Annotated in this window: 24 protein-coding genes and 1 pseudogene; 13 read left to right on the forward strand and 12 right to left on the reverse strand. The window is 71.5% G+C overall.

Going from position 1 to position 24481, the window contains the following annotated elements; all coding sequences use genetic code 11:
- Nucleotides 1–2: 2 nt before the first annotated feature.
- The gene (locus FB157_RS22130; protein ID WP_145882315.1) at nt 3–896 is read right to left on the reverse strand and encodes a M56 family metallopeptidase; all 894 of its coding nucleotides are present in this window, start codon (nt 894–896) and stop codon (nt 3–5) included.
- A complete protein-coding gene (locus FB157_RS22135) occupies nt 893–1276 on the reverse strand; it encodes a BlaI/MecI/CopY family transcriptional regulator (RefSeq protein WP_145882317.1) in 384 nt (127 codons plus the stop codon). The genes FB157_RS22130 and FB157_RS22135 overlap by 4 nt, the downstream gene beginning before the upstream one ends.
- Before the next feature lie 168 nt (nt 1277–1444).
- Between FB157_RS22135 and FB157_RS22140 the strand changes: the two genes are divergently transcribed.
- The 3 genes from FB157_RS22140 (at nt 1445) to prcB (ending at nt 4901) form a co-directional block, all read left to right on the forward strand.
- Nucleotides 1445–2932: a hypothetical protein gene (locus FB157_RS22140; protein WP_145882319.1), complete on the forward strand. Its 1488-nt coding sequence runs from the start codon at nt 1445–1447 to the stop codon at nt 2930–2932.
- A 34-nt stretch (nt 2933–2966) separates the two neighbouring features.
- Nucleotides 2967–3971, forward strand: a complete 1005-nt coding sequence (locus FB157_RS22145; protein ID WP_145882321.1) for a lysylphosphatidylglycerol synthase domain-containing protein — start codon at nt 2967–2969, stop codon at nt 3969–3971.
- Nucleotides 3972–4046: 75 nt separating this feature from the next.
- Nucleotides 4047–4901, forward strand: a complete 855-nt coding sequence (gene prcB / locus FB157_RS22150; RefSeq protein WP_145882323.1) for a proteasome subunit beta — start codon at nt 4047–4049, stop codon at nt 4899–4901.
- Nucleotides 4902–4959: 58 nt separating this feature from the next.
- On the opposite strand, the gene FB157_RS22155 is transcribed toward prcB, so the two are convergent.
- From FB157_RS22155 to FB157_RS22165, 3 genes are read right to left on the reverse strand one after another with little or no spacing between them, the layout of a single operon-like run.
- Nucleotides 4960–5640, reverse strand: a complete 681-nt coding sequence (locus tag FB157_RS22155) for a phosphatase PAP2 family protein (protein WP_145882325.1) — start codon at nt 5638–5640, stop codon at nt 4960–4962.
- Complete coding sequence (locus FB157_RS22160) at nt 5637–6239, reverse strand: phosphatase PAP2 family protein (RefSeq protein WP_145882327.1); 603 nt, start codon at nt 6237–6239, stop codon at nt 5637–5639. Before FB157_RS22160 ends, FB157_RS22155 begins: the two co-directional genes overlap by 4 nt.
- Complete coding sequence (locus FB157_RS22165; protein WP_145882329.1) at nt 6236–6898, reverse strand: DedA family protein; 663 nt, start codon at nt 6896–6898, stop codon at nt 6236–6238. Before FB157_RS22165 ends, FB157_RS22160 begins: the two co-directional genes overlap by 4 nt.
- Before the next feature lie 228 nt (nt 6899–7126).
- On the opposite strand from FB157_RS22165, the gene efeU reads away from it, so the two are divergent.
- The 4 genes from efeU (at nt 7127) to FB157_RS22190 (ending at nt 12576) form a co-directional block, all read left to right on the forward strand.
- Nucleotides 7127–9157, forward strand: coding sequence for an iron uptake transporter permease EfeU (gene efeU / locus FB157_RS22170; protein ID WP_145882331.1), 2031 nt, complete (start codon nt 7127–7129; stop codon nt 9155–9157).
- A gap of 38 nt (nt 9158–9195) precedes the next feature.
- Nucleotides 9196–10458, forward strand: a complete 1263-nt coding sequence (gene efeB / locus FB157_RS22175; protein WP_145882333.1) for an iron uptake transporter deferrochelatase/peroxidase subunit — start codon at nt 9196–9198, stop codon at nt 10456–10458.
- A 141-nt stretch (nt 10459–10599) separates the two neighbouring features.
- A complete protein-coding gene (locus FB157_RS22180; protein WP_186581631.1) occupies nt 10600–11769 on the forward strand; it encodes a HoxN/HupN/NixA family nickel/cobalt transporter in 1170 nt (389 codons plus the stop codon).
- A gap of 267 nt (nt 11770–12036) precedes the next feature.
- Complete coding sequence (locus FB157_RS22190; RefSeq protein ID WP_145882335.1) at nt 12037–12576, forward strand: archaellin/type IV pilin N-terminal domain-containing protein; 540 nt, start codon at nt 12037–12039, stop codon at nt 12574–12576.
- On the opposite strand, the gene FB157_RS22195 is transcribed toward FB157_RS22190, so the two are convergent.
- The 3 genes from FB157_RS22195 to sthA all read right to left on the reverse strand — a co-directional run bounded on the left by FB157_RS22195 (nt 12573) and on the right by sthA (nt 16676).
- A complete protein-coding gene (locus tag FB157_RS22195) occupies nt 12573–13532 on the reverse strand; it encodes a hypothetical protein (protein WP_145882337.1) in 960 nt (319 codons plus the stop codon). The genes FB157_RS22190 and FB157_RS22195 overlap by 4 nt on opposite strands.
- An 11-nt stretch (nt 13533–13543) precedes the next feature.
- Nucleotides 13544–15013, reverse strand: a complete 1470-nt coding sequence (locus FB157_RS22200; protein ID WP_145882339.1) for an APC family permease — start codon at nt 15011–15013, stop codon at nt 13544–13546.
- A 256-nt stretch (nt 15014–15269) separates the two neighbouring features.
- Nucleotides 15270–16676 carry a Si-specific NAD(P)(+) transhydrogenase gene (gene sthA / locus FB157_RS22205; protein WP_145882341.1) on the reverse strand — a complete coding sequence of 469 codons (1407 nt, stop codon included), beginning with the start codon at nt 16674–16676 and terminating at the stop codon, nt 15270–15272.
- A 234-nt stretch (nt 16677–16910) separates the two neighbouring features.
- Here sthA and FB157_RS22210 point away from each other — a divergent pair, with 234 nt between their 5' ends.
- The 3 genes and pseudogenes from FB157_RS22210 to FB157_RS22220 all read left to right on the forward strand — a co-directional run bounded on the left by FB157_RS22210 (nt 16911) and on the right by FB157_RS22220 (nt 18503).
- A complete protein-coding gene (locus tag FB157_RS22210; protein WP_261386430.1) occupies nt 16911–17855 on the forward strand; it encodes a hypothetical protein in 945 nt (314 codons plus the stop codon).
- A 13-nt stretch (nt 17856–17868) separates the two neighbouring features.
- A pseudogene (locus tag FB157_RS22215) lies at nt 17869–18089 on the forward strand (hypothetical protein); the annotation flags it as partial.
- 18 nt (nt 18090–18107) lie between these two features.
- Nucleotides 18108–18503 carry a hypothetical protein gene (locus FB157_RS22220; RefSeq protein ID WP_145882343.1) on the forward strand — a complete coding sequence of 132 codons (396 nt, stop codon included), beginning with the start codon at nt 18108–18110 and terminating at the stop codon, nt 18501–18503.
- Between the two features lie 291 nt (nt 18504–18794).
- Here FB157_RS22220 and FB157_RS22225 read toward each other — a convergent pair whose 3' ends face one another.
- From FB157_RS22225 to FB157_RS49440, 3 genes are all read right to left on the reverse strand, one after another.
- On the reverse strand, nt 18795–19199 hold the full coding sequence (locus FB157_RS22225) for a type II toxin-antitoxin system PemK/MazF family toxin (RefSeq protein ID WP_145882345.1): 405 nt from the start codon (nt 19197–19199) through the stop codon (nt 18795–18797).
- Nucleotides 19200–19666: 467 nt separating this feature from the next.
- Nucleotides 19667–19873: a GNAT family N-acetyltransferase gene (locus FB157_RS49435; RefSeq protein WP_315903831.1), complete on the reverse strand. Its 207-nt coding sequence runs from the start codon at nt 19871–19873 to the stop codon at nt 19667–19669.
- 27 nt (nt 19874–19900) lie between these two features.
- The gene (locus FB157_RS49440; protein ID WP_315903830.1) at nt 19901–20185 is read right to left on the reverse strand and encodes a hypothetical protein; all 285 of its coding nucleotides are present in this window, start codon (nt 20183–20185) and stop codon (nt 19901–19903) included.
- On the opposite strand from FB157_RS49440, the gene FB157_RS22235 reads away from it, so the two are divergent.
- Complete coding sequence (locus tag FB157_RS22235) at nt 20184–20792, forward strand: XRE family transcriptional regulator (protein WP_145882347.1); 609 nt, start codon at nt 20184–20186, stop codon at nt 20790–20792. The two genes, FB157_RS49440 and FB157_RS22235, sit on opposite strands and share 2 nt — an antisense overlap.
- Nucleotides 20789–21952, forward strand: a complete 1164-nt coding sequence (locus FB157_RS22240; protein WP_145882349.1) for an MFS transporter — start codon at nt 20789–20791, stop codon at nt 21950–21952. The genes FB157_RS22235 and FB157_RS22240 overlap by 4 nt, the downstream gene beginning before the upstream one ends.
- 163 nt (nt 21953–22115) lie before the next feature.
- Here FB157_RS22240 and FB157_RS22245 read toward each other — a convergent pair whose 3' ends face one another.
- Entirely contained in the window at nt 22116–22322 is a 207-nt protein-coding gene (locus tag FB157_RS22245) for a hypothetical protein (protein WP_145882351.1), read from the reverse strand.
- Between the two features lie 320 nt (nt 22323–22642).
- Between FB157_RS22245 and FB157_RS22250 the strand changes: the two genes are divergently transcribed.
- On the forward strand, nt 22643–24481 hold the full coding sequence (locus tag FB157_RS22250; RefSeq protein ID WP_145882353.1) for a glycoside hydrolase family 15 protein: 1839 nt from the start codon (nt 22643–22645) through the stop codon (nt 24479–24481).

A 24481-nucleotide genomic window follows, 5' to 3' on the forward strand; every position in this document is an offset into this window, starting at 1 on the left:
CGTCAGTTCGGCGTCCCGGACAGCAGGCCGAGCAGGTCGCCCGTCGCGTCGGCGGCGAGCAGAGCGGCGAGGGTGCCCAGGGCGAGCACGGCCAGCGCGGCGGGCCACAGCTGCGGGGGCGGGCTCGTCTGGAGCGCCGCGATCCGGCGGGAGACCGCACGGTCGGTGAAGTTCAGGGTGCACGCCGGGCGGGCCCGCCCGGCGGTGAGGGCGGCCCGGGCCAGGGCACGGGCGGTGGTCCGCCGGTTCCCGACGGCGGTCGCCGCCTGCTCGTCCGCCCAGCGCTCCACGAGGAAGACCACGGCCGAACGAACCGGTGCGAGCAGCGGGTTGGCCGCCTCGGCCAGGGTCGCCGCGGTCACCAGCGGCCCGTGCCGGTGGGTCAGATGCGCGCGCTCGTGGGCGAGCAGCACCCGTCGCTCGTCAGGCGCCAGCGCGCTCAGCATCGCCGAGGTGACCAGGATCCGGCCCGGCCGGCCGGGGATCGCGAACGCCTGCGGCACCTCGGAGGCGGCGACGATCAGCTCCGTGTCCGGGGGCTGCCCCGCACACAGCCGTCGCAGGGCCCGCCGGGTGCGCCGCTCGGCGCGCACCGCCCGGTGCACCCGCCACACGACGACGGCCAGCGCCACCGCCGCGGCGACGCCGATCACCTCCGGCACCGGATCCACCAGCCGACGCCCGTCCTCGCGGGCCTCCCGCACCACCGGCGGCGCGTCCCCGACCAGCGCGGCGGCCAGCAGCACCAGCGTCCAGGTCGTGGCCGCGGCGGTCAGCACGGCGGCCGACGTCAGCACGCGCGCCGCGAGTGCGGGCGCCACGCGGCCGCCGATCACCGGCGCGGCGCCGGACAGCAGCAGCGACAGCAGCAGTGGGGTGTAGACGTCGAACCTCATGCGCCGCCTCCGGCGAGCAGTTCCCGCAGCGCCCGCTCCTCCTCGGGGCTCAGGCCGGTCACGAACTGCTGGAGCGCCGCGATCGGGTCCGGGACCCGGTCCAGGGCCTCGTGCATCGCCTCGGCGGTCAGCTCCGCCGCGTTCTTCGCGGGACGGTACGCGCCGCGCCGCCCGTCGGCGTCCCGCAGCACCAGGCCCTTGTCGTACAGGCGCTTGAGGATGGTGTGCACGGTGTTGTAGGCGAGTCCGCCGCCTATCCCGGTCTGGATCTCCGCCGGTGTCAGCGGCCGCTCCGTGGCCCAGAGTGCGGCCAGTACCTCGCTCTCCAGCGCCCCGGCGCTGCGCCGCTCCGCCCTGTTGCGGGACCCTGTGCCAGCCATGCCCCAACCTTACAGCGCGTAGTGCCGTCGACCGGATGGCCCTGTTCTCCCGACATGGGCCCGCGATCCGCGTTAGTTTGTCGGTGTTTTCCCCGATCCCGGTTCTCGGTCCTATGGGCTGTAGGGTGCAAGTCAACCCTACGAGCTGTAGGGGGAAGAGGGGTAATCATGATCGGCAGCGCGCACGCCACAGCCGACACGGCCCGGCGAGAGCGCTCGGGCCGCCCGTCCGCCGGCACCGGACGGGCCCGCGTCACCTGGCCGCTCGCGGCCGTCGCGGCGGCCTTCGCACTGGCCCAACTGCTCCTGGTCCGGCCCGGCATGGGCCTCGGCTGGGACGAGACGGTGTACGTCAGCCAGGTCAGCGGACACGTTCCGGCCGCCTTCTTCAGCGCACCCCGCGCGCGGGGCGTCTCCCTGCTGGTCGCGCCCGTCGCCGCCTGGTCCTCCTCGACCGCGCTGCTCCGGGTCTACCTCGCGCTGCTGTCCGGTCTCGCCCTCTTCCTGGCCCTGCGCGCCTGGCGGGGCCTGTTCCCCGTCCCGGTGCTCGCCCTCGCCGGCGCCCTGTTCGCCTCCCTGTGGGTGACCCTGTTCTACGGTCCCCAGGCCATGCCCAACTACTGGGTGGCCGTCGGAGCCCTCGCCGCCGTGGCCTGCTTCCTGCGCGCCCGCGCCGACCGGGCCGACCGCGCCGCACTGTGGGGCCTGGGCGCGAGCGCGGCACTGCTGGCCTGGATGCGCCCCGTGGACGCCGTCTGGGTCACCCTGCCGCTCCTCGCCCTCGCCCTGGTGCGCCGCCACTGGCGCCCCCTCCTCGTCCTCCTCACCGGGCTCGCCGCCGGAGCGCTCGAGTGGGTGATCGAGGCGTACGTCAGCTACGGCGGCCTCGCCCGGCGCCTCGCCGACGGCTCCGCGATCCAGGGCGGACTCGGCCTGCACTTCGCCGTCGTCGACCAGTTGCGCAGCCTCGGCGGGCGGGCGCTGTGCCGGCCGTGCACGGGAGCGCTGCCCAGCCCGGTGATCACCGTCTGGTGGTTCGTGCTGCCCGTACTCGCCGCGCTCGGCCTCACGGTCGCGGTCCGGGCCCGGCGCACGACACCGACCCTGCTGTCTCTCGCCTGCGCGGCCACGGCAGCCGTCCCCTACCTGTTCCTGATCGGCTACGCGGCGCCCCGCTTCCTGCTCCCCGCCTACGCCCTGCTGTCGATCCCCGTCGCCGTCGCGCTCGTCCATCTGGTGACCGCGCCCGCCCGGGCCTGGCGGCCGGTGGTCGCCGGCCTGCTGGCGCTCGGGCTCGCCGCCCACCTCGCGGTGCAACTCGCCGTCCTGACACGCACCGTGGACCGCACCACCGACGCCCACCGCGACTGGTCCCGCACCGCCGCAGCGCTGCACGGGCTCGGCGTCCGCTCGCCCTGCCTGGTCACCGGGCACGAGGCCATCCCGGTGGCGTTCTACGCCGGCTGTTCCTCGGCGGCGACGAGCGGGCACAACGCCAACAGCACGGCAGGGGCCATCACCCGCACCGCGCGCCACACCCCGGTCGCCGCTCTGGTGCCCGCGGGCTCCCGGCCACCCCGGTACGCCCGCTCGTGGCCCTCCGTGCCGCTCGACGGACTGCTCCTCTACTACGCCGTACCGGAGGGCGGCCCATGACCTGGCGCCGTGGCAGACACGGGGGAGGCGGCCGATGACCCAGCACGCCGTACAGGAGGCACCGCGGGACGCGCTCGACCCCGGGGCCGGCGCGCTCCCGACCGCTCCCGCGGACCTCGCCGCCGGCCGCCGCCGGGCCTGCTGGCACACGTTGGCCTGCCTCGCCGTCCTGCTGGGCGCGGCCTACGTGGCAAGACGGCACTGGCCCACGGTGGAGACCGGGGCATTGCGGCTGGCCGTGGCCGACGAGGGGTGGCTGCTGCTCGGCGCGGTGGCGGCGGTCGGCACCTGGGCGGCCTCGGCGCTCGCCCAGCAGGGCGCGGTCGCCCGACGGCTACCCGGACCGCGGCTGCTCGCGGCCCAGTTCGCCGCCTCCGCCGCCAACCACCTGCTGCCCGCCGGGCTCGGCGCCGGCGCGGTGAACCTGCGCTTCCTGATGCGCTGCGGGCTGCCGGCGGGCCGCTCGGCCGGTGCGCTCGCCGTCAAGGCCACCGCCGGAGCCGTCGTCCGTCTCGTCCTGATCGCGGTGCTCGCTCCGCTCTGCCCGGGCCTGCTGCGGGTCCCGCACGTCTCCCCGGCCGCGGTCGCCGCCGTGCTCGGCGCCGCCGTCCTGCTGGTGGCGCTCCTGGCCGGTCCGCTGCGCCCGCGCTGCCGCCGCGCGCTCGCCTGCGTGCTGGCCGACATCCGTACCGTGCACGCCTGCCCGGCCCGTGCCGCCGCCCTGTGGGGCGGCTCGCTGGCCTTCACCGCCCTGCACTGCCTGGTGCTCATCTCCGTCGCCCAGGCCGTCCAGCTGCCCCTGCCCCCGCTCCAGGTGGCCCTGCTGTACCTCGCCGCCAGCTGCGCGGCCGCCCTGCTGCCCACCCCGGGCGGGCTCGGCTCCCTGGACGCCGCCCTCGCCCTCGCGCTGACCGTGTCCGGCGCGCCCGCCGCGACCGCGGCCTCCGCCGTACTCGGCTACCGGCTGCTCACCGTGTGGCTGCCGCTGCTCCCGGGCCTCCTCGTACTGGCGGTGCTCGTCCGGCGCAAGGCCCTGTGAGCGGACGGGAGTTTCCCGGACGCCCGCGCCAGGTAGGAGACGAACGGGGCCTGGCGGCACAGGAGGGGGAACGGCATGACGGAGCGTCACATCGCGGGGCGGCCGGCGGAGGAGTTCTTCACGCCCGGCAGCTCGTCCTTCACCGAGTTCCTGGCCGCACACCGGCCCGCCCTGCTGCCCACCGCCCCGCCGTTCCCCGACGGGGTCCGCGCCGCGCCCGGCAGCATCCCGCACGGCACCACCGTGCTCGCCCTCACCTTCCGCCACGGCGTGCTGATCGCCGGCGACCGCCGGGCCACCATGGGCAACCTCATCGCGCAGCGTGACCTGGAGAAGGTGCACCCGGCCGACGACCACACGGCTGTCGCCTTCGCCGGAACCGTCGGCCTCGCGCTCGACATGGTGCGGCTCTATCGGGTCGAACTCACGCACTTCGAGAAGATCGAGGGCACCCCGATGTCCCTGGCGGCCAAGGCGACCCGCCTTGCGGCCATGATCCGGCAGAACCTCGCCCAGGCCATGCAGGGCCTCGCCGTCGTCCCGCTGCTCGCCGGTTACGACGCCACCGCACCCGAGGGCGGCCGCGGCCGCATCTTCTCCTTCGACGCGGCCGGCGGTCTGTACGAGAAACAGCACTTCCACGCCGAGGGCTCCGGCTCCCCGTACGCCCGGGGCGCGCTGAAGAAGCTGTTCCGGCCGGACCTCACCCGCCGCGAAGCCGCCCTGGCCGCGCTCCAGGCGCTGTACGACGCCGCCGACGACGACTCGGCCACCGGCGGCCCGGACCTGAACCGCCGTATCTTCCCCATCGTCTCGGTCATCACCGAGGACGGTTTCGAGCGGCTGCCCGAGGCCGAGACCGAGGAGCTGAGCCGCGAGATGGTCCAGCAGCGCAGCGGCCGCCCGGACGGCCCGCACGCCGCAGCCTGACCCCAGGGCCTGTCCGGCCATCCCCGGGCCCATGTCCTCGGGGCACGTCGGGACGCGTTCAGTCCGGGCCCGGCTCGCCGTCGCCAGGGGTGGTGCTCAGGCGCGGGAGCAGCCACCAGGCCGCCGCGCACAGCCACAGGCCGAGCCAGCCTGCGGCGAACAGCCAGCCGCCGAGCACGTCGGTGAACCAGTGCACGCCGAGGAAGACCCGCGTCAGGCCCACCCCAGCCCCCCAGCAGGCGACCGCGAGGCAGAGCGGTATGCGGCCGTACGGGGCGCGCAGGCACAGCGCGGTGATCACCAGACCGGCCGTCAGCGCAGCCGTGGTGGCGTGCCCCGACGGGAACGCCCAGCCGGAGGCGTGGGTCTGCCAGTCGGACAAGGGCGGGCGGGCCCGGTGGAACAGCTCCATGACGCCGTACCGGGCGGCCTGGCCGGTGGCGAGGCAGGTGGCCATGAGCAGCGCGCCGACCAGCCGCTCCCACCGGTCGCGGCCGGTCAGCAGCCCGGCCACGACGACCACCGCGTACGGGAAGACTCCCGTGCCGGTGGCGGTCAGCCCGCGGGCGACGGCGACGGCCATCGCCGGCCGGTGGCCGACGGACCAGGTCAGCAGGCCGTGGTCGAAGAACAGCGGGGAGCCGTGCCGGCCGTGGACGATCAACGCCAGTACGGCGAACGCCGCCCAGGCGCTGATCGCGAGGCTGCCCGCCAGTGCCGCGAGGGTCTTGCTGTTCATGACACCAGCAGCGGACGCAGTCCGGTCTCCGCCAGCCGTTCGGCCAGTCCCCGCGACCGACGGCGGAGCACGGTCATCACCAGAGCGGCGACCAGGCCGCCGGCGAGGGCTCCCACGAGAACGTCGTGCGGATAGTGGACGCCCACCCAGACCCGGGAGGCCGCCATGGCCACGGCGAACCCGGAGGCGAGGAGCCCCAGCCGGCGGGAGACGAAGAACAGGGCGACCGCCGCGGCGAACGCGATCGCGGTGTGATTGCTGGGGAACGACCAGTCACCCGGCGCCGGACACGCCTCCAGGGTGTGGAAGGGCAGGCCCCGGCAGGGCCGGTCCTCCCGGACCAGCGCCTTCAGCCCGGCGTCCGCGCCGAAGGCCACCAGCACCGCCACCGGCACGGCCAGCGCCGTCAGGCCCGCCGTGGCGTCGACCCTGCGGGCCCGCCACCAGCCCACGACCATGAGCAGCGCGAACACCGCCAGGCCGTACGTCGACCACACCGTGACGACGTCGTCCAGCCGGTCGGGGGCGCGGTGGGCGAGATCCACCACGTCCTGGTAGAGCGGCCCGTCGACCGACGAACCCGTGAGCGCAAGGATCATCCGCGTGCCTCCTTGGCGGCCCTGCGGGAGCGCAGCACCTCGGCGGCGAGCGGGACGAGCGACACGACGACGATCAGTGCGATCACCGGCAACAGGTACTTGTCCACGTTCGGGATCGAGGAGCCCAGCGCGTATCCGGCCAGGGTGAGGCCGATGCTCCACGCGAGTCCGCCCGCCACCTGCCAGAGAGTGAACGTCCGGGCCGGCACGCCCAGCGCGCCCGCCATCGGGTTCAGCACCGTCCGTACCACCGGGACGAAGCGGGCCAGCACGATCGCCTTCGCGTGTCCGTAGCGCTCCAGCAGCTCCTCGGCGCGTTGCGCGCCCTCGTGCAGCCGGGCCGACCGGCTGCGGGCCAGCAGGGTGCCGCCCGCCTTGCGGCCGAGCAGGTACCCGCACTGCGAACCCGCGAGCGCGCCGACCACCGCGGCGGCCAGCAGTGGCCCGAGCGAGAGGTGCACGCCCCGGTCGGACGTGCCCGTGCACAGCAGCCCCGCCGTGAACAGCAGGGAGTCGCCGGGCAGGAAGAAGCCGATCAGCAGGCCCGTCTCGGCGAACAGCACCACCCCGACGCCGATCACGCCGAAGGCGGCCAGCAGGGAGTGCGCGTCGAACACGTTGACCGCGAGCTGTGACGACAGATCTGAGGGGGTGGCCATCGCCGCACGCCCTTTCCTCGGTTACTTCTGACTCGGTTGCTTCTTCTCGACTGCTTCCGACTACACATGTGTAGACCGTCTACCGAACTGTAGACGATTCGAGTGTGTACGTAGTTCCCGGCCTTTGCCCGCCCATTGCCGCTTCATGACTGACTGACTACACCCCTGTAGTCATGATGGTCGACGAAGGTAAGGCATGCCTTCACTAAGTTGGGAGGGCTGCCGGGCATGTGGGACGACGCGTTTCCGAGTTTCCTGATCGGACTGAGGGAGGGACTCGAAGCCGGCCTCATCGTCTCCATCCTCATCGCCACACTCGTGCGGGCCGAGGCGCGCTCGCGGCTGCCGCAGGTGTGGACGGGTGTCCTGGCCGCGATCGCCGTCGCGATGAGCTTCGGCGCGGTCCTCACCTTCACCGCCGCGTCCCTCTCCGCGACCGCCCAGGAGGCGTTCGGCGGCACCCTCAGCGTGATCGCCGTCGCGTTCGTCACCGCCATGGTGTTCTGGATGCGCCGTTCGGCCCGCGGCCTCTCGGGTGAGCTGAGGGAGAAGGTCACCGGCGCGCTCGCGATGGGCACCGGGATGCTGATCCTCACCTCCTTCCTCGCGGTCGGCCGCGAGGGCCTGGAGACGGCCCTGTTCCTGTGGACCACCGCACGGGCGGCCGGCGAGTCGGCCGGCCCGCTGACCGGCGCCGCCATCGGCCTGGTCCTCGCGGCGGGCCTGTGCTGGGGTCTGTACCGCCGGGTCCTCAAGATCAACCTGACCAGGTTCTTCACCGCCACCGGCGCCGTCCTCATCGTCATCGCGGCCGGAGTCCTCGGCTACGGACTGCGCGACCTCCAGGAAGGCGGCGTGCTGCCCGGCGGCACCGCCTACGCGGTCGACCTCACCGGCAGCATGGACGCCGGCTCCTGGTACAGCACCCTGGTCCAGGGCGTGTTCAACCTGACCCCGGCCATGACCTGGCTGCAGGTCGTGGCCTACGTCGCCTACCTCGTCGTGGTGATGACCCTGTTCGTCCGCGGGGTCCGCGCCACCACCCCGGAGCCCGCCGCCGAGCGCTCCGGGCCCGAGCCGAAGGCGGCCCGCCCGCAGCGGCGCCGGCCCGTGTGGGTGATCCCGGCCGCCGTGGTCGCCGTACCCGCCGTGCTCGCCGGACTCGTCGTCGCCCTCTCCCGGCCCAAGCCCGCGGGCGACCAGACCGTCGCCGTGTCCGGGACCGAGTGCGGCAAGGGCTTCACCGCGCCCAGGCCCGGCCGCCGGACCTTCCGGATGCACAACACCGGCGGCAGGACCTCGGAGGTGTATCTGATCGATCCGTCGACCGGTGCGGTCTACGGCGAGATCGAGGGACTGGCCCCCGGCACCACCCGCGACCTGGTCGCCACCGTCGCCGGCGGCACCTACGCCTGGCGCTGCGTCCCCACCGACGGCAAGGCCGTCACGTCCAGGGCGGTACGGGTCAGCGGCGGCGGAGCGGCCAAGCCGGTCGTCCCCGTCTCCGAACAGGACCTCGCCGCACCCCTGAAGGCCTACAAGACCTACGTCGAGCAGGGCCTGGCCACGCTCGTGACCCAGACCCGCACCCTTGACGACGACATCGAGGGCGGCCACCTCGACCGGGCCCGCACCGACTGGCTCACCGCCCACCGCACCTACGCCTCCCTCGGCGCCGCCTACGGCACCTTCGAGGACTTCGACCAGAAGATCGACGGGCGGCCAGACGGACTGTCCGACGGGGTGCGGGACAAGGACTTCACCGGCTTCCTGCGCCTGGAGCACGGCCTCTGGCACGGGGAGCCGGCCAAGGACCTGCGTGCGCCCGCCCAGCAGCTCGCCGACGCGGCCGCGGGACTGCAAAAGGCCTTTTCGGCCCAGGAATTCGACCCTGGCGACCTGCCGTTGCGCGCCCACGAGATTCTGGAGAACACCCTCCAGTTCGAGCTGACCGGCGACACCGACCAGGGCAGCGGCACCGGCCTCGCCACCGCCGACGCCAACCTCGCCGGCACCCGTGAACTGCTCGGCGTCCTCCAGCCGCTGCTGACCGGCCGCGCACCCCGGCTGCTCCCGACGCTCGACACGGACATCGCCCGGCTCCAGAAGCTCCTGGACGCGGCCCACGACGGCACCGGCTGGACCCCCGTCGGCCGGGTCGCCGCCACCGACCGGCAGCGCCTCGACGGCGCCACCGGGCAGCTGCTGGAAGACCTCGCCCCGGTCCCGGACCTCCTCGAGATCCGGAAGTCCGCCTGATGACCACCGCGCACCCGCACCCCGAAGGGAACCCTCCGATGCCCTCTGCCGACACCCCCGCCTGCCCGGCCCGCCGTTCCTTGGTGCGGACCGCGCTGGGCGCCGGAGCCGCCGGTGCGGTCCTGGCCGGCGGCGGCTTCGCGCTCGCCGGGAGCGGCGGCACGGCCCAGGCGCAGGACACGGGCACGGACAGCGGTGCGAAGGTCCCCTTCCACGGCGCCCACCAGGCCGGCATCGTCACCCCGGCGCCGGCCGCGGCCACCTTCGTCTCCTTCGACGTCATCACCGAGGACCGCAAGGGCCTCGCCGACCTGCTGCGGACCATCACCGAGCGGGCCCGCTTCCTCACCTCCGGCGGCACCCCCGCCGACCTCGGCGTCGGTGCGCCGCCCTCCGACAACGGCATCCTCGGCCCCGAGGTCCCCTCGGACGCCCTGACCGTCACGGTCGGCGTCGGCGCCTCCCTCTTCGACGACCGCTACGGCCTCGCCAGGGCCAGGCCCGCCCGGCTGACCCCGATGCGGACCTTCCCGAACGACAACCTGAACGCGGCCGAATGCCACGGCGACCTGTCCCTCCAGCTGTGCGCGAACAGCCAGGACACCGTGCTGCACGCCCTGCGTGACATCGCCCGGCACACCCGCGGCGCCATGCAGATCAAGTGGCGCATCGACGGCTTCCAGAACACCCCGCGCCCCACCGGAGCCCAGCGCAACCTGCTCGGCTTCAAGGACGGCATCGCCAACCCGGACGTCACCTCGGCCCGCGAGACCGACCGGCTGATCTGGGTCGGCGCCGGGCAGGGCGAGCCGGCCTGGGCCGAGGGCGGCAGCTACCAGGTGATCCGGATCATCCGGATGCTCGTGGAGTTCTGGGACCGGGTCTCGCTGACCGAGCAGGAGAAGATGTTCGGCCGCCGCAAGGACACCGGCGCCCCGCTCGACGGCGCCAGGGAGACCGACATCCCCGACTACACCAAGGACCCGCACGGCACCGCGATCCCGGTCGACGCCCACATCCGCCTCGCCAACCCGCGCACCGCGAAGACCGACAGCTCCCGCATCCTGCGCCGCGGCTACAACTACGACCGGGGCGTGGACAAGGTCGGCAACCTCGACATGGGCCTGGCCTTCTGCTGCTACCAGCAGGACGTCAAGCGGCAGTTCGAGGCCGTACAGACGCGGCTGATCGACGAACCCCTGGTCGACTACATCTCCCCGACGGGCGGCGGCTACTTCTTCGCCCTGCCCGGCGTGCGCGACGGGCGGGACTGGCTCGGCCGCGGCCTGCTCTCCGTCTGAGCGTCCCTCGGCCACGGTCTTTCCCTCCCCATGGGAAAGGCCTGCCGCGGGCTTTACTGCACATTAGTTGCAACTGCGGGAGGATGGCACAAGGCTGTGCAACGCAGCCGTAGCCGCTGCACCGAAGGAACACCCTCCCCCATGACGGCCGCCCCTGGTTCCGCTCCGTCCCTCCCCGCTCAGGGCGACGCCCCGCGTTCGGCCTGGCACCGCGTCCGTGGCTCCATGACGCGGCAGGAGTGGACCAGGGTCGGCGGTATGGCCGCCTTCGTGCTCGCGCTGCACGTGATCGGCTGGGGCACGCTGGTCGGGATCGTCGCCCCGGATCACCTCAGCGCCGGCACCGGAACCGCCGGCACCCCGGCGACGTTCGGCATCGGCATCGGCGTGACCGCCTACACGCTCGGCATGCGGCACGCCTTCGACGCCGACCACATCGCGGCGATCGACAACACCACCCGCAAGCTGATGGGGGAGGGGCAGCGCCCGCTGTCGGTCGGCTTCTGGTTCTCGCTCGGCCACTCCAGCGTCGTCCTCGGCCTGACACTGCTGCTCTCCCTCGGCATGAAGGCCCTGGACGGACCGGTCCGCGACGACCACTCCCGGCTGCACGAGGTCACCGGCCTGATCGGTACGACGGTCTCCGGCACCTTCCTCTACCTCATCGCCGGGATCAACCTCGTCATCCTGGCCGGCATCTGGAAGGTGTTCCGGCAGATGCGCTCCGGCCGGTTCGACGAGGCCGCCCTGGAGGCGCAGCTCGACAACCGGGGCTTCATGAACCGCCTCCTCGGCCGGGTCACCGGGTCGATCACCAAGCCGTGGCAGATGTACCCGCTGGGCCTGCTGTTCGGCCTCGGCTTCGACACGGCCACGGAGATCGCCCTGCTGGTCCTCGCCGGTTCCGGCGCCGCCTCCGGCCTGCCCTGGTACGCGATCCTCTGCCTCCCCGTCCTCTTCGCGGCAGGCATGTCGCTGCTCGACACCATCGACGGCTCGTTCATGAACTTCGCCTACGGATGGGCGTTCTCCAAGCCGGTCCGCAAGGTCTACTACAACCTCACCGTCACCGGTCTGTCCGTCGCCGTCGCCCTCGTCATCGGCACCGTCGAACTCCTCGGCCTGCTCGCCGACAGGCTGGACCTGCACGGCGCGTTCTGGGACTGGATCTCGGGCCTCGACCTCAACACGGTCGGCTTCGTCATCGTCGGCCTGTTCTTCGCCACCTGGGCGATCGCCCTGCTGGTGTGGAAGGCGGGCCGCGTCGAAGAGAAGTGGACGGCGGGCCTGGCGGAGGGGTCCGCGGACTAGGGGTTTCGTTTGGATCAGCCCGGGTCCGTGACGCCCGGCACGGCACCTCGCCGCGTTGTCGGACCACCCGGGTACGCCCGGTACGCGGGTGCTCCTCCGCCTTGCGATGCACCGCACCGGACGCCGCGGCCTGATCCAAACGAAACCCCCTGGCGCTCCGTCAAGATCGCATAAATTCCCCACGTCACCCATGGTGCGCGGCTCCCTTGCGGCGGCACACTGCGCTGCCGGCGTGATCCGCTGCCGGCGCCTCGGGAGGGACCAGGGATGTACGCACTCGCCTCGCAGCCGATGCCGGCGCCGGACTCTGCTCTGTTCGACCTGACGTGGGGGCTCGGCGCCACCGTGACGGGCTGGGTGGCGCTGATCAATCCGCGCGGCATCCTCGAATGGATCGCGCTGCGGCGGGGCAACGGCGGGAAGGTGTGGCCGGGCCGCGTGGCCGGTGGCGTGTTCGCCGTGCTGGGCCCGGTGGAGGCGATCAAGGGGATCCACCATCTGCTGGCGCTGAAGGGTGCGGAGCGGCCCACGGTGTTCCACCGGACGTCCGGTCTCTCCCCGGTCCTCGCCACCGTCATGATCGTGGCCGTGGTGCTCGTCGCGGTCCATGCCTGGCGCACCAACGAGTTCCTCCAGGAGGCCTGGACGGCGGGCGGCCTGCCCCGAACCTGTGCCGTCCTGGCCACCCTCGCGGCCCTGTTGTTCGTCGCCTTCACCGTCTTCGGCTTCCTGACGGCCGGCATTCTCTGCTCCGCCGCGGCCGGAGTGGCTACGGTCGGCCTCGTCCTGCTCCGTGGCCGCGTCTAGGCCCGCACCCCGAACTCCTTGCGCCACTTGGTCAGTTGCTGCGCCGGATCGCCCGTGAACGACCACGGGGTGCGGGTGGCGCGGCGGCCCAGCAGCCGGAGCAGGGACGCGGCGACGTCCGCCGTGCCGGCCAGACAGGCCGCGTGCGCCAGGTGGCTGAGGTCGCGCAGCTCGGTCGGGGCCGGATTGCTGTCCGGGCGGCCCCGTACCCAGCGCTCCCAGGTGCGCCGTACGTCGTTGACCGCGCCGTCGTGGTCCCAGTGCTGGCCCAGGCCGACCGAGCCCTGCCGGCCGGAGGCGGCGTCGAGGGCATAGCGGTACTCCTCGACCCGGGCGTACTGGACCAGCACCGGCAGCGGGCAGCCGGGCGGTGCCACGCCGGCCGCGTCCCGGGCGAAGTCGTACATCAGGCCGTGCGTGCCGTGCCAGCGGGCCGAGTAGTAGTGCAGGACCTGCAGGTGGCCCTCCACGGTGTACGGGTCCCGCCGGTGCAACTCGTCCCACCAGCGGGCCAGTTCCTGCCGCCGTACCCCTGTCGGATACAGCCGGGCGACGGAGATCAGCGACACCCACGGCGTCGGGTCCTCGGGGCAGGCCTCGGCGGCGTGCAGGCAGGCCAGCACCGCGGCGTCGATGCGGTCCCGGTCGATCGGCACACCCCGCCCTGCGGAGATGGCCAGGTGGAACGCCCGGGCCGTCTCCGTCGCCGCGCGCAGCACCTGCGCGTCCGCGTTGCCGGGCTCGGCGGCCAGCCACGACTCCACCGTCGAACTGCTCGCGCAGGCCTGCGCCAGCAGCCGCACCCGGTGGCCGCGCAGCGTCCGGTCCTCACCGGTGACCCACAGCAGGTCCCTGAGGCCCTGCCAGCGGCCGATGACGATGTCCTGCCGGGCGGAGGTGAGCCGCCCGTCCCCGCAGTCGGGGTCGAAATCGGGCGTGAAACGGTCTCGCGCCATCGGGATCTCCCTCAGAAGTCGGTGGGGAGACCCTCGTGCGGCCGGGACGGCACACCGGCGCCGTCGGCAACGTACTCCGCCTCCACGGTCCGGGTCGCGTCCAGCTTCGCTGGCCGGTAGTAGTCGCTGCCCTGCCGCCAGTACCAGAGCATCGGAACGAGCCCGACGGCCAGTCCGCCGATGCCGATCGCGATCGCGGCGCCGCTCAGCTCGCCCAGCGACTCGACGAAGATCCAGAACATGAACACGGCGCCGAACAGCGGCCACAGCCCCCCGAGCAGGAAGTTGGCCGGCGACTTCAGCAGCATCTTGCGGTAGGCGACGACCACCGCGAGACCGGCGAGGCCGTAGTAGACGGCGATCTGCAGGCCGATCGCCGAGATCGCGTCGGAGAGGATCTCGCCCACCGAGCCGAGCGCGTTGGAGGCGATGAACATCGCCAGCGCGACCCCGCCGACCACCACGATCGCCACCCACGGGGTGTTCCAGGTGCGGTGCACCCGGCCCAGCGCGGTCGGCATCGTGCGGTCGCGGCCCATCGCGAACAGCGAGCGCGTGACCTGGATGAGCGTCGTCTCCAGCGTGGCGATGGTGGACAGCATCACGGACACGATGAGCAGCTTGCCGCCCCAGCCCGGCCAGATCTCCTCGCCCAGCACCGCGAGCACGTTGGCGTCGTTCTCCTCGATCTGCTTCGAGGTCAGGATGACGTTCACCGCGATGGTGAACACCTCGAACAGCAGGAAGACGATCCCGACCCCGATCAGGCCGGCCAGTCCTGTCGTACGACGGCTGTTGCGGGTCTCCTCGCTGAGGTTGCTGGTGACGTCCCAGCCCCAGTAGTAGAACGCGGCGAGCAGTGCGCCGGACGCGAACCCGCCCATGCCGTCGAAGTGGGAGAAGCCCAGCCAGGACCAGTCGAAGGCGCGGGCGTTGTCCGTGTGGAAGACGGCGAGTACCGCGAACAGTGCCAGAATTCCCAGCTCCACACCGGACATGAGCAGCTGGGCGCGTACGGTGAGCCGGGCCCCGCCGAGCACCACGCCCAGCATGACGAGGAACCACGCCGCGCCGACCACCGTGGACAGCGCCGTGTTGTCGGCGAGCTTTGCGTCGAAGAGGGCCAGTGTCATCGATCCGGCGGGCAGCGAACCGGCCACCATGAAGATGGTCGCCGAGATCACCAGCGCCCAGCCGCTGATGAAGCCCAGGAACGGATGGAGGGTGCGGCCCACCCAGGAGTAGCTGGCGCCCGCGTTGACGTCGATCCGGCTGAGGTAGCTGAACGCCAGGGCTATGCCCAGCATCGGTATCGCGCAGTACAGCAGGGCGGCCGGGCTTGCCAGTCCCACCGCGCCGACGAGGACGGCGGTGGTCGCGGCCAGCGAGTACGCCGGCGCGCTGCCGGCGACCGCCATCACCACGGTGTCGAACGTGCCGAGGACATTGGCCTGCAGCCCTCTGCCCCTGTTGTTGCTCATGGTCGTGCCGCTTTCCGTTTGTGCACGGCGCACGGGCGCCCGGCCCTACGGCGTGCAGGTGGGGGGTGGACCCGCCTCGTACCCGAAAAGGGATGGCCTCGGGTCGGGAGCCGGTCAGGAAGAACGGGGGTGGATGAACACACCGTGCTGCCGAGCGTCGGCGGACGGTCACCGTGTGTGGGTGTGACTATAGCGGCACTCATTGACCTTTCAAGATGACCAACCGGTAACGTCCACTGACCTGTTCTGATACCGCTCAGTCGGCCACATGGTCGATCTGGCGCAACCGGTTCGTCGCGTCCAGCGCGGCGACTTTGTACGACTCCGCCAGCGTCGGGTAGTTGAAGACCGCGTCCACCAGATAGTCCACCGTGCCGCCGCAGCCCATCACCGACTGGCCGATGTGAATCAGCTCGGTGGCGCCGGTGCCGAAGCAGTGCACGCCGAGCAGGGTGCGGTCCACCGGGGAGACCAGCAGCTTCAGCATGCCGTGCGAGTCCCCGATGATCTGGCCCCGGGCCAGCTCCCGGTAGCGGGCGACCCCGACCTCGAACGGGACGCGGTCCTCGGTCAGTTGGTCCTCGGTCCGGCCGACGAAACTGATCTCCGGAATCGTGTAGATACCGATCGGCTGGAGGCCGAGCATCTGTCCGACCGGCTCCCCGCACGCGTGGTATGCCGCCGCCCGGCCCTGCTCCATGGAGGTCGCCGCGAGCGCCGGGAAGCCGATGACGTCACCGACGGCGTAGATGTGCGGCACCTCGGTCCGGTAGTGCTCGTCGACCTCGATACGGCCGCGCGCGTCCGCCCTCAGCCCCGCCCGGTCCAGGTCGAGCCCGGCGGTCAGGCCCTGACGGCCGGCCGAGTACATCACCGTGTCGGCGGGGATCTTCTTGCCGCTCTCCAACACCGTCAGCGTGCCCCGGGCATGGCGCTCGACGGCGGCGACGGTCTCCCCGAACCGGAAGGTGACGGCGAGGTCCCGCAGGTGGTACCTGAGCGACTCCACGACCTCGACGTCACACAGATCCAGCATCCCGGGCCGCTTCTCGACGACCGTCACCTTGCTGCCGAGCGCGGCGAACATCAAGGCGTACTCCATGCCGATCACACCGGCGCCCACGATCACCATCGAGCGCGGCACCCGCTCCAGCGAGAGCACGTTGTCCGAGTCCATGACCGTGCGCCCGTCGAACGCCACGCTGTCCGGGCGGGCCGGCCGTGTGCCGGTGGCGATGACGATGTGCTCGGCGCTCAACAGCCGTTCATGACCGGTGACCTCGTCGCGCAGGGCGACGGTGTGCGGGTCGGTGAACCGGCCGGTGCCCGAGTGGACAGCCACGTGGTTGCGGGAGAGCTGGCTGCGGACGACGTCCACCTCGCGGCCGACCACGTGCCGGGTGCGCGCGGTCAGGTCGGCGACGGTGATGTCCTCCTTGAGCCGGTAGCTCTGCCCGTACAGGTCGCGCTGGGTGAGACCGGTCAGGTAAAGCACGGCCTCGCGCAGGGTCTTGGACGGAATGGTGCCGGTGTGCAGGGAGACCCCGCCGAGCATGTCGGGGCGGTCGACGACGGCGACCCGGCGGCCGAGCTTGGCCGCGGCGATGGCGGCCTTCTGCCCGCCGGGTCCGGATCCGATGACGAGCATGTCGAAGTCGGGCATCTTCCGGAGTCTGACAGCCGCCGGGCACCGCACGGAAGGCCTGCGTCGCAGCCGGGCGTGCAGGGGTGCCGACGACAGGCGCGCGGTACGCCATGAGCCTGTTGACGGCGGTTCACCGCTCGACGTCGGTGCCCATCCGGCACGACAGAGTCAGAGGAGGCGCCAAGTCCAGCACCACGGAGTCCAGTGGCCGGCGGGCCTCTCCTCGTGCCCCGCCGTGCGCTTGATGACCACTTGCTGATCCGTGAGGACGAGCACTTGGTCACCGGGGACGAGCATCAAGGGATGGTCAAGCACGTAGATCGCACCTGGATCGAACCGCAGTTCGTTCAGAAGGATTGCCCTTTCGGCCGTCACTGGCTCACCCTGCAACCTCATGCAGACAGGATGGGGCATCCGGGTTTCGCGGGCGCCGCTGACCTGGGGTTGAACCTCAGCCATCGCGCTGGCCAAACGGAGCAACACAGCACGCCTACGGCTCCGATCTCAGCAGAGAGTAGAAGCGTGAACGGCACGGGCGAGAGGGCGACGGAGCCTCGAAGAACGCGATTCGACAACGTGCACAAGTGGTCTGCCACGCTAGCTGCTGTTGCAGCGCTTGCTTTCTCGGTCTACAACTTCACTGAACTTCAAAAGAAGCCCCGAATCGATGTGACACTTCCTCACCTGTTCCGCACTGGACCGAGAGGCAACGGAATCGCGTTCGAGATTCAGCCGACGGTGTCGACCAGGTTCAAGACGCAGGATGTCGAGGTGATTCGTGATGCACGTCTGCAACTGAATCCCGTCGGATCAATTTCTTCTACAAAGAAGCCGATTTTCTATTGGCATGAAACCGGGAAATATGAATATGACCCGACTTCAGACCATATCAATTACCAATGGGCCAGCGATCCCGCCCCGTTCGTCGTCAGTCAGGATCAACCTCAGCAGCCCACACTCAACTTCTGGGCCGACAACTGGACCTTCCAGTCCGGCCAGTACGAGGGATCACTTCAGTTGAGCAGATCAGGGAATCACAATCCCTTGATCAAGAAATTCTGCCTCATCGTTTCAAAGGAGGCCGTCGATGAATTCCACGGCGCTGCGCCGCGACAGATTTTCTTTTTCCGCGACGACCTGCCCCAATTCCAGTCTTCTGGCGAATCTCGAGACTGCTACCGGAGGGAAACGGATTGACGGTGGCTAACACAAAGAGTTGGATCAGTCCGGCCCGTCGCCGGTAGACCGGGGCCGAGCTGGCTCGAAACACCACCTGATCACCGAAGGGCACGGCACGCCGATCGTGGTACTTTCCGCGCCCGCGGCATCGTTCCGGCCATCGCCCACCGCGGCACCCGACACGGCACCGGGCTTCTCAAGCTCGCCTGCTGCCTCATCACTCACCGGCAGATCCAGTCCTGTGCTAGCTGATGTCAGTACGCTGCAGGTGTGACAGAACCGGTGGCCGGCAGGCCAAGGCCGCGGAGGCCGAGAGAGCTCAGCAATGTCAACGAGTTCCTCGACGAGGTGAGGGTCCGCCCAGGGATGTGGGTGCGCCGCAGCTCACTTCAGCATCTGGACTCCATGCTGACCGGCTACGCGGTCGCCTCCGAGATCCATGACATCGATGAACGTTTCGACTTCTGGAACGGCGGCCCCTTCTCCCAGTGGCTGTGGAAGCGGCTGAGCATGGCTTACCCCAGCGCACTGGGCTGGGCCGTCGAGATCGAACGAGCAGCTGAGGAGGCCGGCACTCATCCGATGGAGATGTTCTTCTCCCTCTTGGACGAGTTCCGTGCTGAACAAGGTGGATCACGGAGTCCGAAAGAGGGATGCAGCCCCTGACGGGCGCCTCACTTCCAGTCGAGCCCACAACTCACTCTTCAGATGTGCCCCGTCAGGAGCCACCACATCAACACTTCTACCGCCCGCCTTCGCACACCGGCCGACGTCGCGACGTTCCTCGATCCCGGCTCCACCCAGACCAAGATCAAAAAGACGAGTTGAAAATCTGCACGCCCTAATACTCCAGCCGTAGATCGTGATCTTGCTGGTGTGGGACGCCGTGGAGATGGCCAGCGTTGATCATCTGGACGAGATCGCCCACACCATCGGCGGCGTCCGTCCCTTGCCCGCCTACTCCAGTTCACCGAGGCGGAGGGCATCCTTCATCTCGCTGAGCTTCGCGGCTGCCGTCGCGGTCCACTCCTGCGGCTGTCCAGCAACACGGAGGGCGTCCTCGATCTCCCTGAGCTTCACGGAGGGCAGCACGCCTGCCCGCTCGACCAGGTCGTCCCGGGACATGATGGTCAGCCACGTGCAAGGGGTGAAGCCTGGACGCGGGAACGCGAACCGCAGCACGCCTTCAAAGGGCAGTCCTTCCGTGGCGCCCACGGCCACTTCGATGCCCAGACCGCTGATGTCGACGCCCGCCGGAGCGACGACCTGCATCGCCCGGAGCCCGGACGCCTCGTCTCCCGGCAGCAGCACGACCGGCCGTCGCTCATCAAACTCGACCCACCAGACTTCGCCGTGTTGCATATGTCCTCCTGGCACGATCTGCGGCGAGGGCGCTGTGAAAACGGGTGCGGCCACCGTTGATCACCGGTGTGTGAAGACTGAAGATCATGCGGTGGCAGCAGGTCACAGCGTAGACGCCACAGTCACTACCGCCGCCAAGCCACCCTTCACCCATGAAGATCACGATCTACGGCTGGAGTACTAGGCACTTCATGCGAAGTGCCCCCAGCAGGATTCGAACCTGCGCACCCGCCTCCGGATGCCACCTCGCACCCGCGCGCCACCACAACCTCCATGCCGCCATCGGGCGTGGTCCACCGGGGCAACTCCCAGTTCCTGGACCACATCCTGACCAGCCCGGCGCCGCCCTCGTACGACTACGACACCGTCCACACCAACACCGAGTCGGCCGACCGGGCCGGCGGCCACGGCCCGCAGATCGTGCGGCTCGGCCCCTGGCCGCCCCGTCCGCGGCGGCTGCCGGTGGCTCAGGCCAGGGGCAGCCGCATGATGGTCAGGTCGAGCCACCGGCCGAACTTGGTGCCGACCTCCGGGACCGTTCCGACGTGCTGGAACCCGAACCGCTCGTGCAGCCGGATCGACGCGGTGTTGCCGGCCTCGATGTCCGCGATGACGACGTGGTGGCCGGCCTCGCGGGCGGCTGTGACGAGGGTGGCGAGCAGTGCGGAGCCGATGCCGAGCCCGTGCCGGTCCTCGCGGACTTAGACCGAGTCCTCCACCGTGTGCCGGTACCCGTCCAGGCTCCGCCACGGGCCGTAGGCCGCGAACCCCGCCACTTCGTCCGCCACCTCGGCCACGAACGCCGAGCCGCGCTCCAGGTGAGCGGCCAGCCAGGCCGCCCCTTCCGCGGGGGACTGCGGGCTCTGCGTCCACAGGGCCGTCGAGTGCTCGACCGCGTGGTTGCGGATCGCGCGGATCGCCTCCGCGTCGCCGGAGCGAGCCGGCCGGACCGTCACGGCCCGGCTTCTCTCGTATATTGGATTCATGTCCAACATAGTAGATCCTCTGGTGGGACGGATCGCGGCCCGTGTCCGCACCGAGCGGGAGCGTCGCCGCTGGACCCTGGCCCGGCTCGCGGACGCCTCCGGTGTCTCCCAGGCCATGATCAGCAGGATCGAGCGCGGCGAGAGCAGCCCCACCGCCGTCGTCCTCGGCAAGCTGTCCGCCGCCTTCCAGCTCAGCGTCGCCTCCTTGCTCGCCCTCGCCGAAGGAGCGCAGGAGGAGGAAGGACCGCAGGGCCGCACGGACGGCGTCGCGGGAGTGCGCCGCCGGGACGACGCGCCCGAGTGGCGCGACCCCGGCACCGGCTACCGGCGCCGCCAGATCACCGGACCGCACTTCCCCGCGGAGATCGCCGAGATCCGCCTGCCCGCCGGTGCCCGGGTGCCGTATCCGGCCGCGGCCTTCGCCTTCGTCCGCCAGGTCGTCTGGGTCCTCGACGGCCGTCTGACCTTCCACGACGGCGAAACGGTCCACGAACTCGACGCGGGCGACACCATCGAACTCGGCGAGCCCGCCGAGCGCGTCTTCGTCAACGCCACCGACGCCGAGTGCCGCTACGCCGTCGTCCTCACCCGGGGCGCACAGCCGTGACCCACCCCCTTCCCCGGGGCGGCACGTTCCTGCTCGCCTCCATAGCCGGGACGGCGATCGCCAACAACTACGCCCTGCAGCCCGCGCTCACCGCGGTCGCCGCCGACCTCGGCGTCCCCCTATCCGTGATCGGCCTCGTGCCGACCGCCGCACTCGCCGGCTGTATGACGGGCTTCGCCCTCCTGCTCCCGCTCACCGACCACCTGGCGCCCAACCGCCTGGTGGCCGCACAGCTCACCGCCCTGGCCGCCGCCCTCACCCTCGCCGCGGAAGCACCCGGTGCACTCGCGCTCCTGGCCGCCTACCTGCTCATCGGCGCGGCCGCCAGTGTCGCGGCCCAGGCCGGCAGCATCGCGGGCCGGCACGCCCCGCCCGGAAGCCGGGGAACCGGAGTCGCCACCGTGGCCGCCGGCATGTCGGCCGGCATCCTGCTCAGCCGGCTGGCGGGGGGAACCCTCGCGGACGTCCTCGGCTGGCGGCGGATGCTCCTTGTGTTCGCCGCCCTCGCCCTGCTCGGGGCGGTCGCCGCCGCCACGCTCCTGCCCCGGCAGCGGCCGCACTCCGGCCGCGGCTACCGCGCGACCCTCGGCTCGCTTCCCCCGCTCCTGCGCCGCCACGCGCAGCTGCGCCGCGCGGTGGCCACCGGCGGGCTGTGGTACTTCGCCTTCAACCTCGTCTGGGTCGCCCTCGCGCTGGCTCTGGCCCAGCCGCCCCACTCCCTCGGCCCGACCACCATCGGCCTGTACAGCCTGGCCGGACTACTCGGTTTCGCCGCACTCCCGCTCACCGGACGCCTCGCCGACCGGTACGGTCCCCGCGCCGTGATCACCGCTTCCATGGCGGCCGCCGCGGCCGGGGCGGCCCTCCTCGCCACCGGCCTGAACACCCCGTCGGTCACGGCAGCCGGACTCGCGCTCTGCGACGCCGGCTGCTTCGCCGCCCAGGCCGCCAACCAGAGCCGCGTCATCGCCCTCGACCCCCAGCGCTCCGGCAGCCTCAGCAGCGTCTACCTCGTCCTGTACTTCACGATCGGCGCCGTCGGTACCGGCCTCGCCGCACCCCTGCTCAGCACCCTCGGCTGGCAGGGCACGGCCCTGACCGCCCTCGCCGCGCTGCTCCTCGCCGCCGCCTGCGGACGCGGCAACGCCCGGCAGACCTGAGCGCCTGCCGGCAGCCGGCTTCGCGACGACGGGTGCGGCCCGCTGTACGGGCAGCGGCCCGCTGTACGGGCAGCACAGGGCGCCGGGCGGGCGGACTGCCGTACGATCCGCGCGCCCCTGCCCGGCGCCTCCCCGTTGGTGTCCTCGGATTCCCCGGACCGCCCTAGGGCAGCAGCTTCTCCACGGCTGCCTGGCCCTCGGTCTCCAGCTTGCGGCGCGCCCAGTCGAGGTTCGCCGGAGTGACGTCCCTGCCCGCTGCCATCACCAGGTCCTCCGCGCTGACGTCCCTCGGCGGAGCGGAGTGGAGCAGGGCGTCCGGGGTGCAGTGGTCGTCGGACGAACGGGACTCTTCGGGTGTGGATGTCGACATGATGCCTCCTCCTCGGTCCGGATGACCGCATCCGTGCCGGTGCCGCCGAACGGGGCACACTCTCACCATTCCGCGCCTCGCCGCAGCCTGCATCCGGAAGGCGCCGCGGCGCGGGGTGACAGGCGTCCGCCCGCCCGGCGCCGAAGCACTCGCCCTCAGGGCCCGTCCGGCAATTCCCGCCTGCCTCGCGGCGTCCGGCACGCACGCTCGCCGCGAGGCCCGCCCTTCGGGCGGCCGACGGGAATCGCCGGACGGGCCCTAAGCTGGAATGCAGCCCGAGCTGGAATGCAGCCCGCACACCGCACCGGGAGGCCCGAGCGATGGCCGATGTCCCCTTCCCGCAGGACCTGTCCGGGAGCCCCCGCTACCTGCCGATCGCCGAACACGGCCTCATCGGCGATCTGCGCAGCGTCGCCCTGGTCGGCACCAACGGCACGATCGACTGGTACTGCTCCCCGTCCTTCGACGCACCCAGCGTCTTCGCGGCCATCCTCGACGCCGAGCGCGGCGGCCGCTTCGAGCTGGCCGCGGCGGTACCGGCGCGCACCAAACAGTTCTACTTCCCGGACACCAACGTGCTGATCACCCGGTTCTTCACCGAGGACGGCGTCGGCGAGGTCCAGGACTTCATGCCGGTCGGCGGGGAGGCGTCCGCCGTCGAGGGCCGGCACCGGCTCATCCGGCGCGTGGTGTGCGTCCGCGGCACCGTGCCCTTCCGGGCCCTGATCGCCCCGCGCTTCGACTACGGCTCCGACCCGCACACCCTGCGCACCCTCGACGGCCTCGTCGTCTTTGAGTCCGCCAAGTTGTCCCTCGCCCTCACGGCCACCGTCATCATGGAGTGCGACGGCCGGGACGCACGGGCCGACTTCAAGCTGAGCGAGGGTGAGACGGCGGTGTTCGCCCTGGACCAGCTCGGCACCGAGGTGACCCCCCGCGGCTGCGCCCACGCGGAGGCCGAGTACGAGTTCAACGCCACCGTCGCGTACTGGCGGCGCTGGCTGCACCAGTCCCGCTACCGGGGCCGCTGGCGCGAGATGGTGCACCGCTCCGCCCTCACCCTCAAGCTCCTCACCTACGCCCCCACCGGCGCCATCGTCGCCGCGCCCACCACCAGCCTGCCCGAGCAGCTCGGCGGCGAGCGCAACTGGGACTACCGCTACGTGTGGGTCCGCGACGCCGCCTTCGCCGTCTACGCCCTGCTCAGGCTCGGCTTCAGCAGCGAGGCCGCGGCCTTCATGAAGTTCCTGACCACGCACATCAGCCCCGGCTGCGGCGACGGCTCCGGCCCGCTGCAGGTCATGTACGGCATCGACGGCCGTGCCGACCTGCCCGAACGCGAACTGCCCCACCTGGAGGGACACCTCGGCTCCGCCCCGGTCCGGGTCGGCAACGCCGCCGCCGACCAGCTCCAGCTGGACATCTACGGTGCCCTGATCGACTCGATCTACCTCTACGACAAGTGGGCCGAGCCCATCTCGAGCGGCCAGTGGGACGACGTGTGCCACCTCGTCAACTGGGTGTGCGACCAATGGGACCAGCCCGACGAGGGCGTGTGGGAGACCCGCGGCGGGCGCAAGAACTTCCTGTACTCGCGGCTGATGTGCTGGGTCGCCATCGAGCGGGCCATCCGCCTCGCCACCCACCGCGGGCTGCCCGCCGACCATCGCCGCTGGCGCCAGGCCCGGGACGACATCTACCGGCGGATCATGGAGCGCGGCTGGTCGGAGCGCCGCAACGCCTTCGTGCAGTACGAGGGCGCCGATGTGGTCGACGCCTCCGTGCTGATGATGCCGCTGGCCAAGTTCATCGCACCGACCGACCCCAAGTGGCTGTCCACCCTGGACGCCCTCTCCGAGGACCTGGTCTCCGACTCCCTCGTCTACCGCTACGACCCGCAGGCCAGCCCCGACGGGCTGCGCGGCGACGAGGGCACCTTCTCCATCTGCTCCTTCTGGTACGTCGAGGCACTGGTCCGGGCCGGCCGGCTGGACGAGGCCCGGCTGGCCTTCGAGAAGATGCTCACCTACGCCAACCATCTCGGCCTGTACGCCGAGGAGATCGGCCGCACCGGCGAGCAGCAGGGCAACTTCCCGCAGGCGTTCACGCACCTGTCCCTCATCAGCGCCGCGTTCAATCTGGACCGCGCCCTGGGCTGA

The sequence above is a fragment of the Streptomyces sp. BK340 genome (assembly GCF_007827595.1).
GTDB lineage: Bacteria > Actinomycetota > Actinomycetes > Streptomycetales > Streptomycetaceae > Streptomyces.

Bases quoted from the DNA above. Each gene is read 5' to 3' on its own strand.
- FB157_RS22130 (WP_145882315.1), bottom strand. From the start codon at position 896: ATGAGGTTCGACGTCTACACCCCACTGCTGCTGTCGCTGCTGCTGTCC.
- FB157_RS22135 (WP_145882317.1), bottom strand. From the start codon at position 1,276: ATGGCTGGCACAGGGTCCCGCAACAGGGCGGAGCGGCGCAGCGCCGGG.
- FB157_RS22140 (WP_145882319.1), top strand. From the start codon at position 1,445: ATGATCGGCAGCGCGCACGCCACAGCCGACACGGCCCGGCGAGAGCGC.
- FB157_RS22145 (WP_145882321.1), top strand. From the start codon at position 2,967: ATGACCCAGCACGCCGTACAGGAGGCACCGCGGGACGCGCTCGACCCC.
- prcB (WP_145882323.1), top strand. From the start codon at position 4,047: ATGACGGAGCGTCACATCGCGGGGCGGCCGGCGGAGGAGTTCTTCACG.
- FB157_RS22155 (WP_145882325.1), bottom strand. From the start codon at position 5,640: ATGAACAGCAAGACCCTCGCGGCACTGGCGGGCAGCCTCGCGATCAGC.
- FB157_RS22160 (WP_145882327.1), bottom strand. From the start codon at position 6,239: ATGATCCTTGCGCTCACGGGTTCGTCGGTCGACGGGCCGCTCTACCAG.
- FB157_RS22165 (WP_145882329.1), bottom strand. From the start codon at position 6,898: ATGGCCACCCCCTCAGATCTGTCGTCACAGCTCGCGGTCAACGTGTTC.
- efeU (WP_145882331.1), top strand. From the start codon at position 7,127: ATGTGGGACGACGCGTTTCCGAGTTTCCTGATCGGACTGAGGGAGGGA.
- efeB (WP_145882333.1), top strand. From the start codon at position 9,196: ATGCCCTCTGCCGACACCCCCGCCTGCCCGGCCCGCCGTTCCTTGGTG.
- FB157_RS22180 (WP_186581631.1), top strand. From the start codon at position 10,600: ATGACGGCCGCCCCTGGTTCCGCTCCGTCCCTCCCCGCTCAGGGCGAC.
- FB157_RS22190 (WP_145882335.1), top strand. From the start codon at position 12,037: ATGTACGCACTCGCCTCGCAGCCGATGCCGGCGCCGGACTCTGCTCTG.
- FB157_RS22195 (WP_145882337.1), bottom strand. From the start codon at position 13,532: ATGGCGCGAGACCGTTTCACGCCCGATTTCGACCCCGACTGCGGGGAC.
- FB157_RS22200 (WP_145882339.1), bottom strand. From the start codon at position 15,013: ATGAGCAACAACAGGGGCAGAGGGCTGCAGGCCAATGTCCTCGGCACG.
- sthA (WP_145882341.1), bottom strand. From the start codon at position 16,676: ATGCCCGACTTCGACATGCTCGTCATCGGATCCGGACCCGGCGGGCAG.
- FB157_RS22225 (WP_145882345.1), bottom strand. From the start codon at position 19,199: ATGCAACACGGCGAAGTCTGGTGGGTCGAGTTTGATGAGCGACGGCCG.
- FB157_RS22235 (WP_145882347.1), top strand. From the start codon at position 20,184: ATGTCCAACATAGTAGATCCTCTGGTGGGACGGATCGCGGCCCGTGTC.
- FB157_RS49440 (WP_315903830.1), bottom strand. From the start codon at position 20,185: ATGAATCCAATATACGAGAGAAGCCGGGCCGTGACGGTCCGGCCGGCT.
- FB157_RS22245 (WP_145882351.1), bottom strand. From the start codon at position 22,322: ATGTCGACATCCACACCCGAAGAGTCCCGTTCGTCCGACGACCACTGC.
- FB157_RS22250 (WP_145882353.1), top strand. From the start codon at position 22,643: ATGGCCGATGTCCCCTTCCCGCAGGACCTGTCCGGGAGCCCCCGCTAC.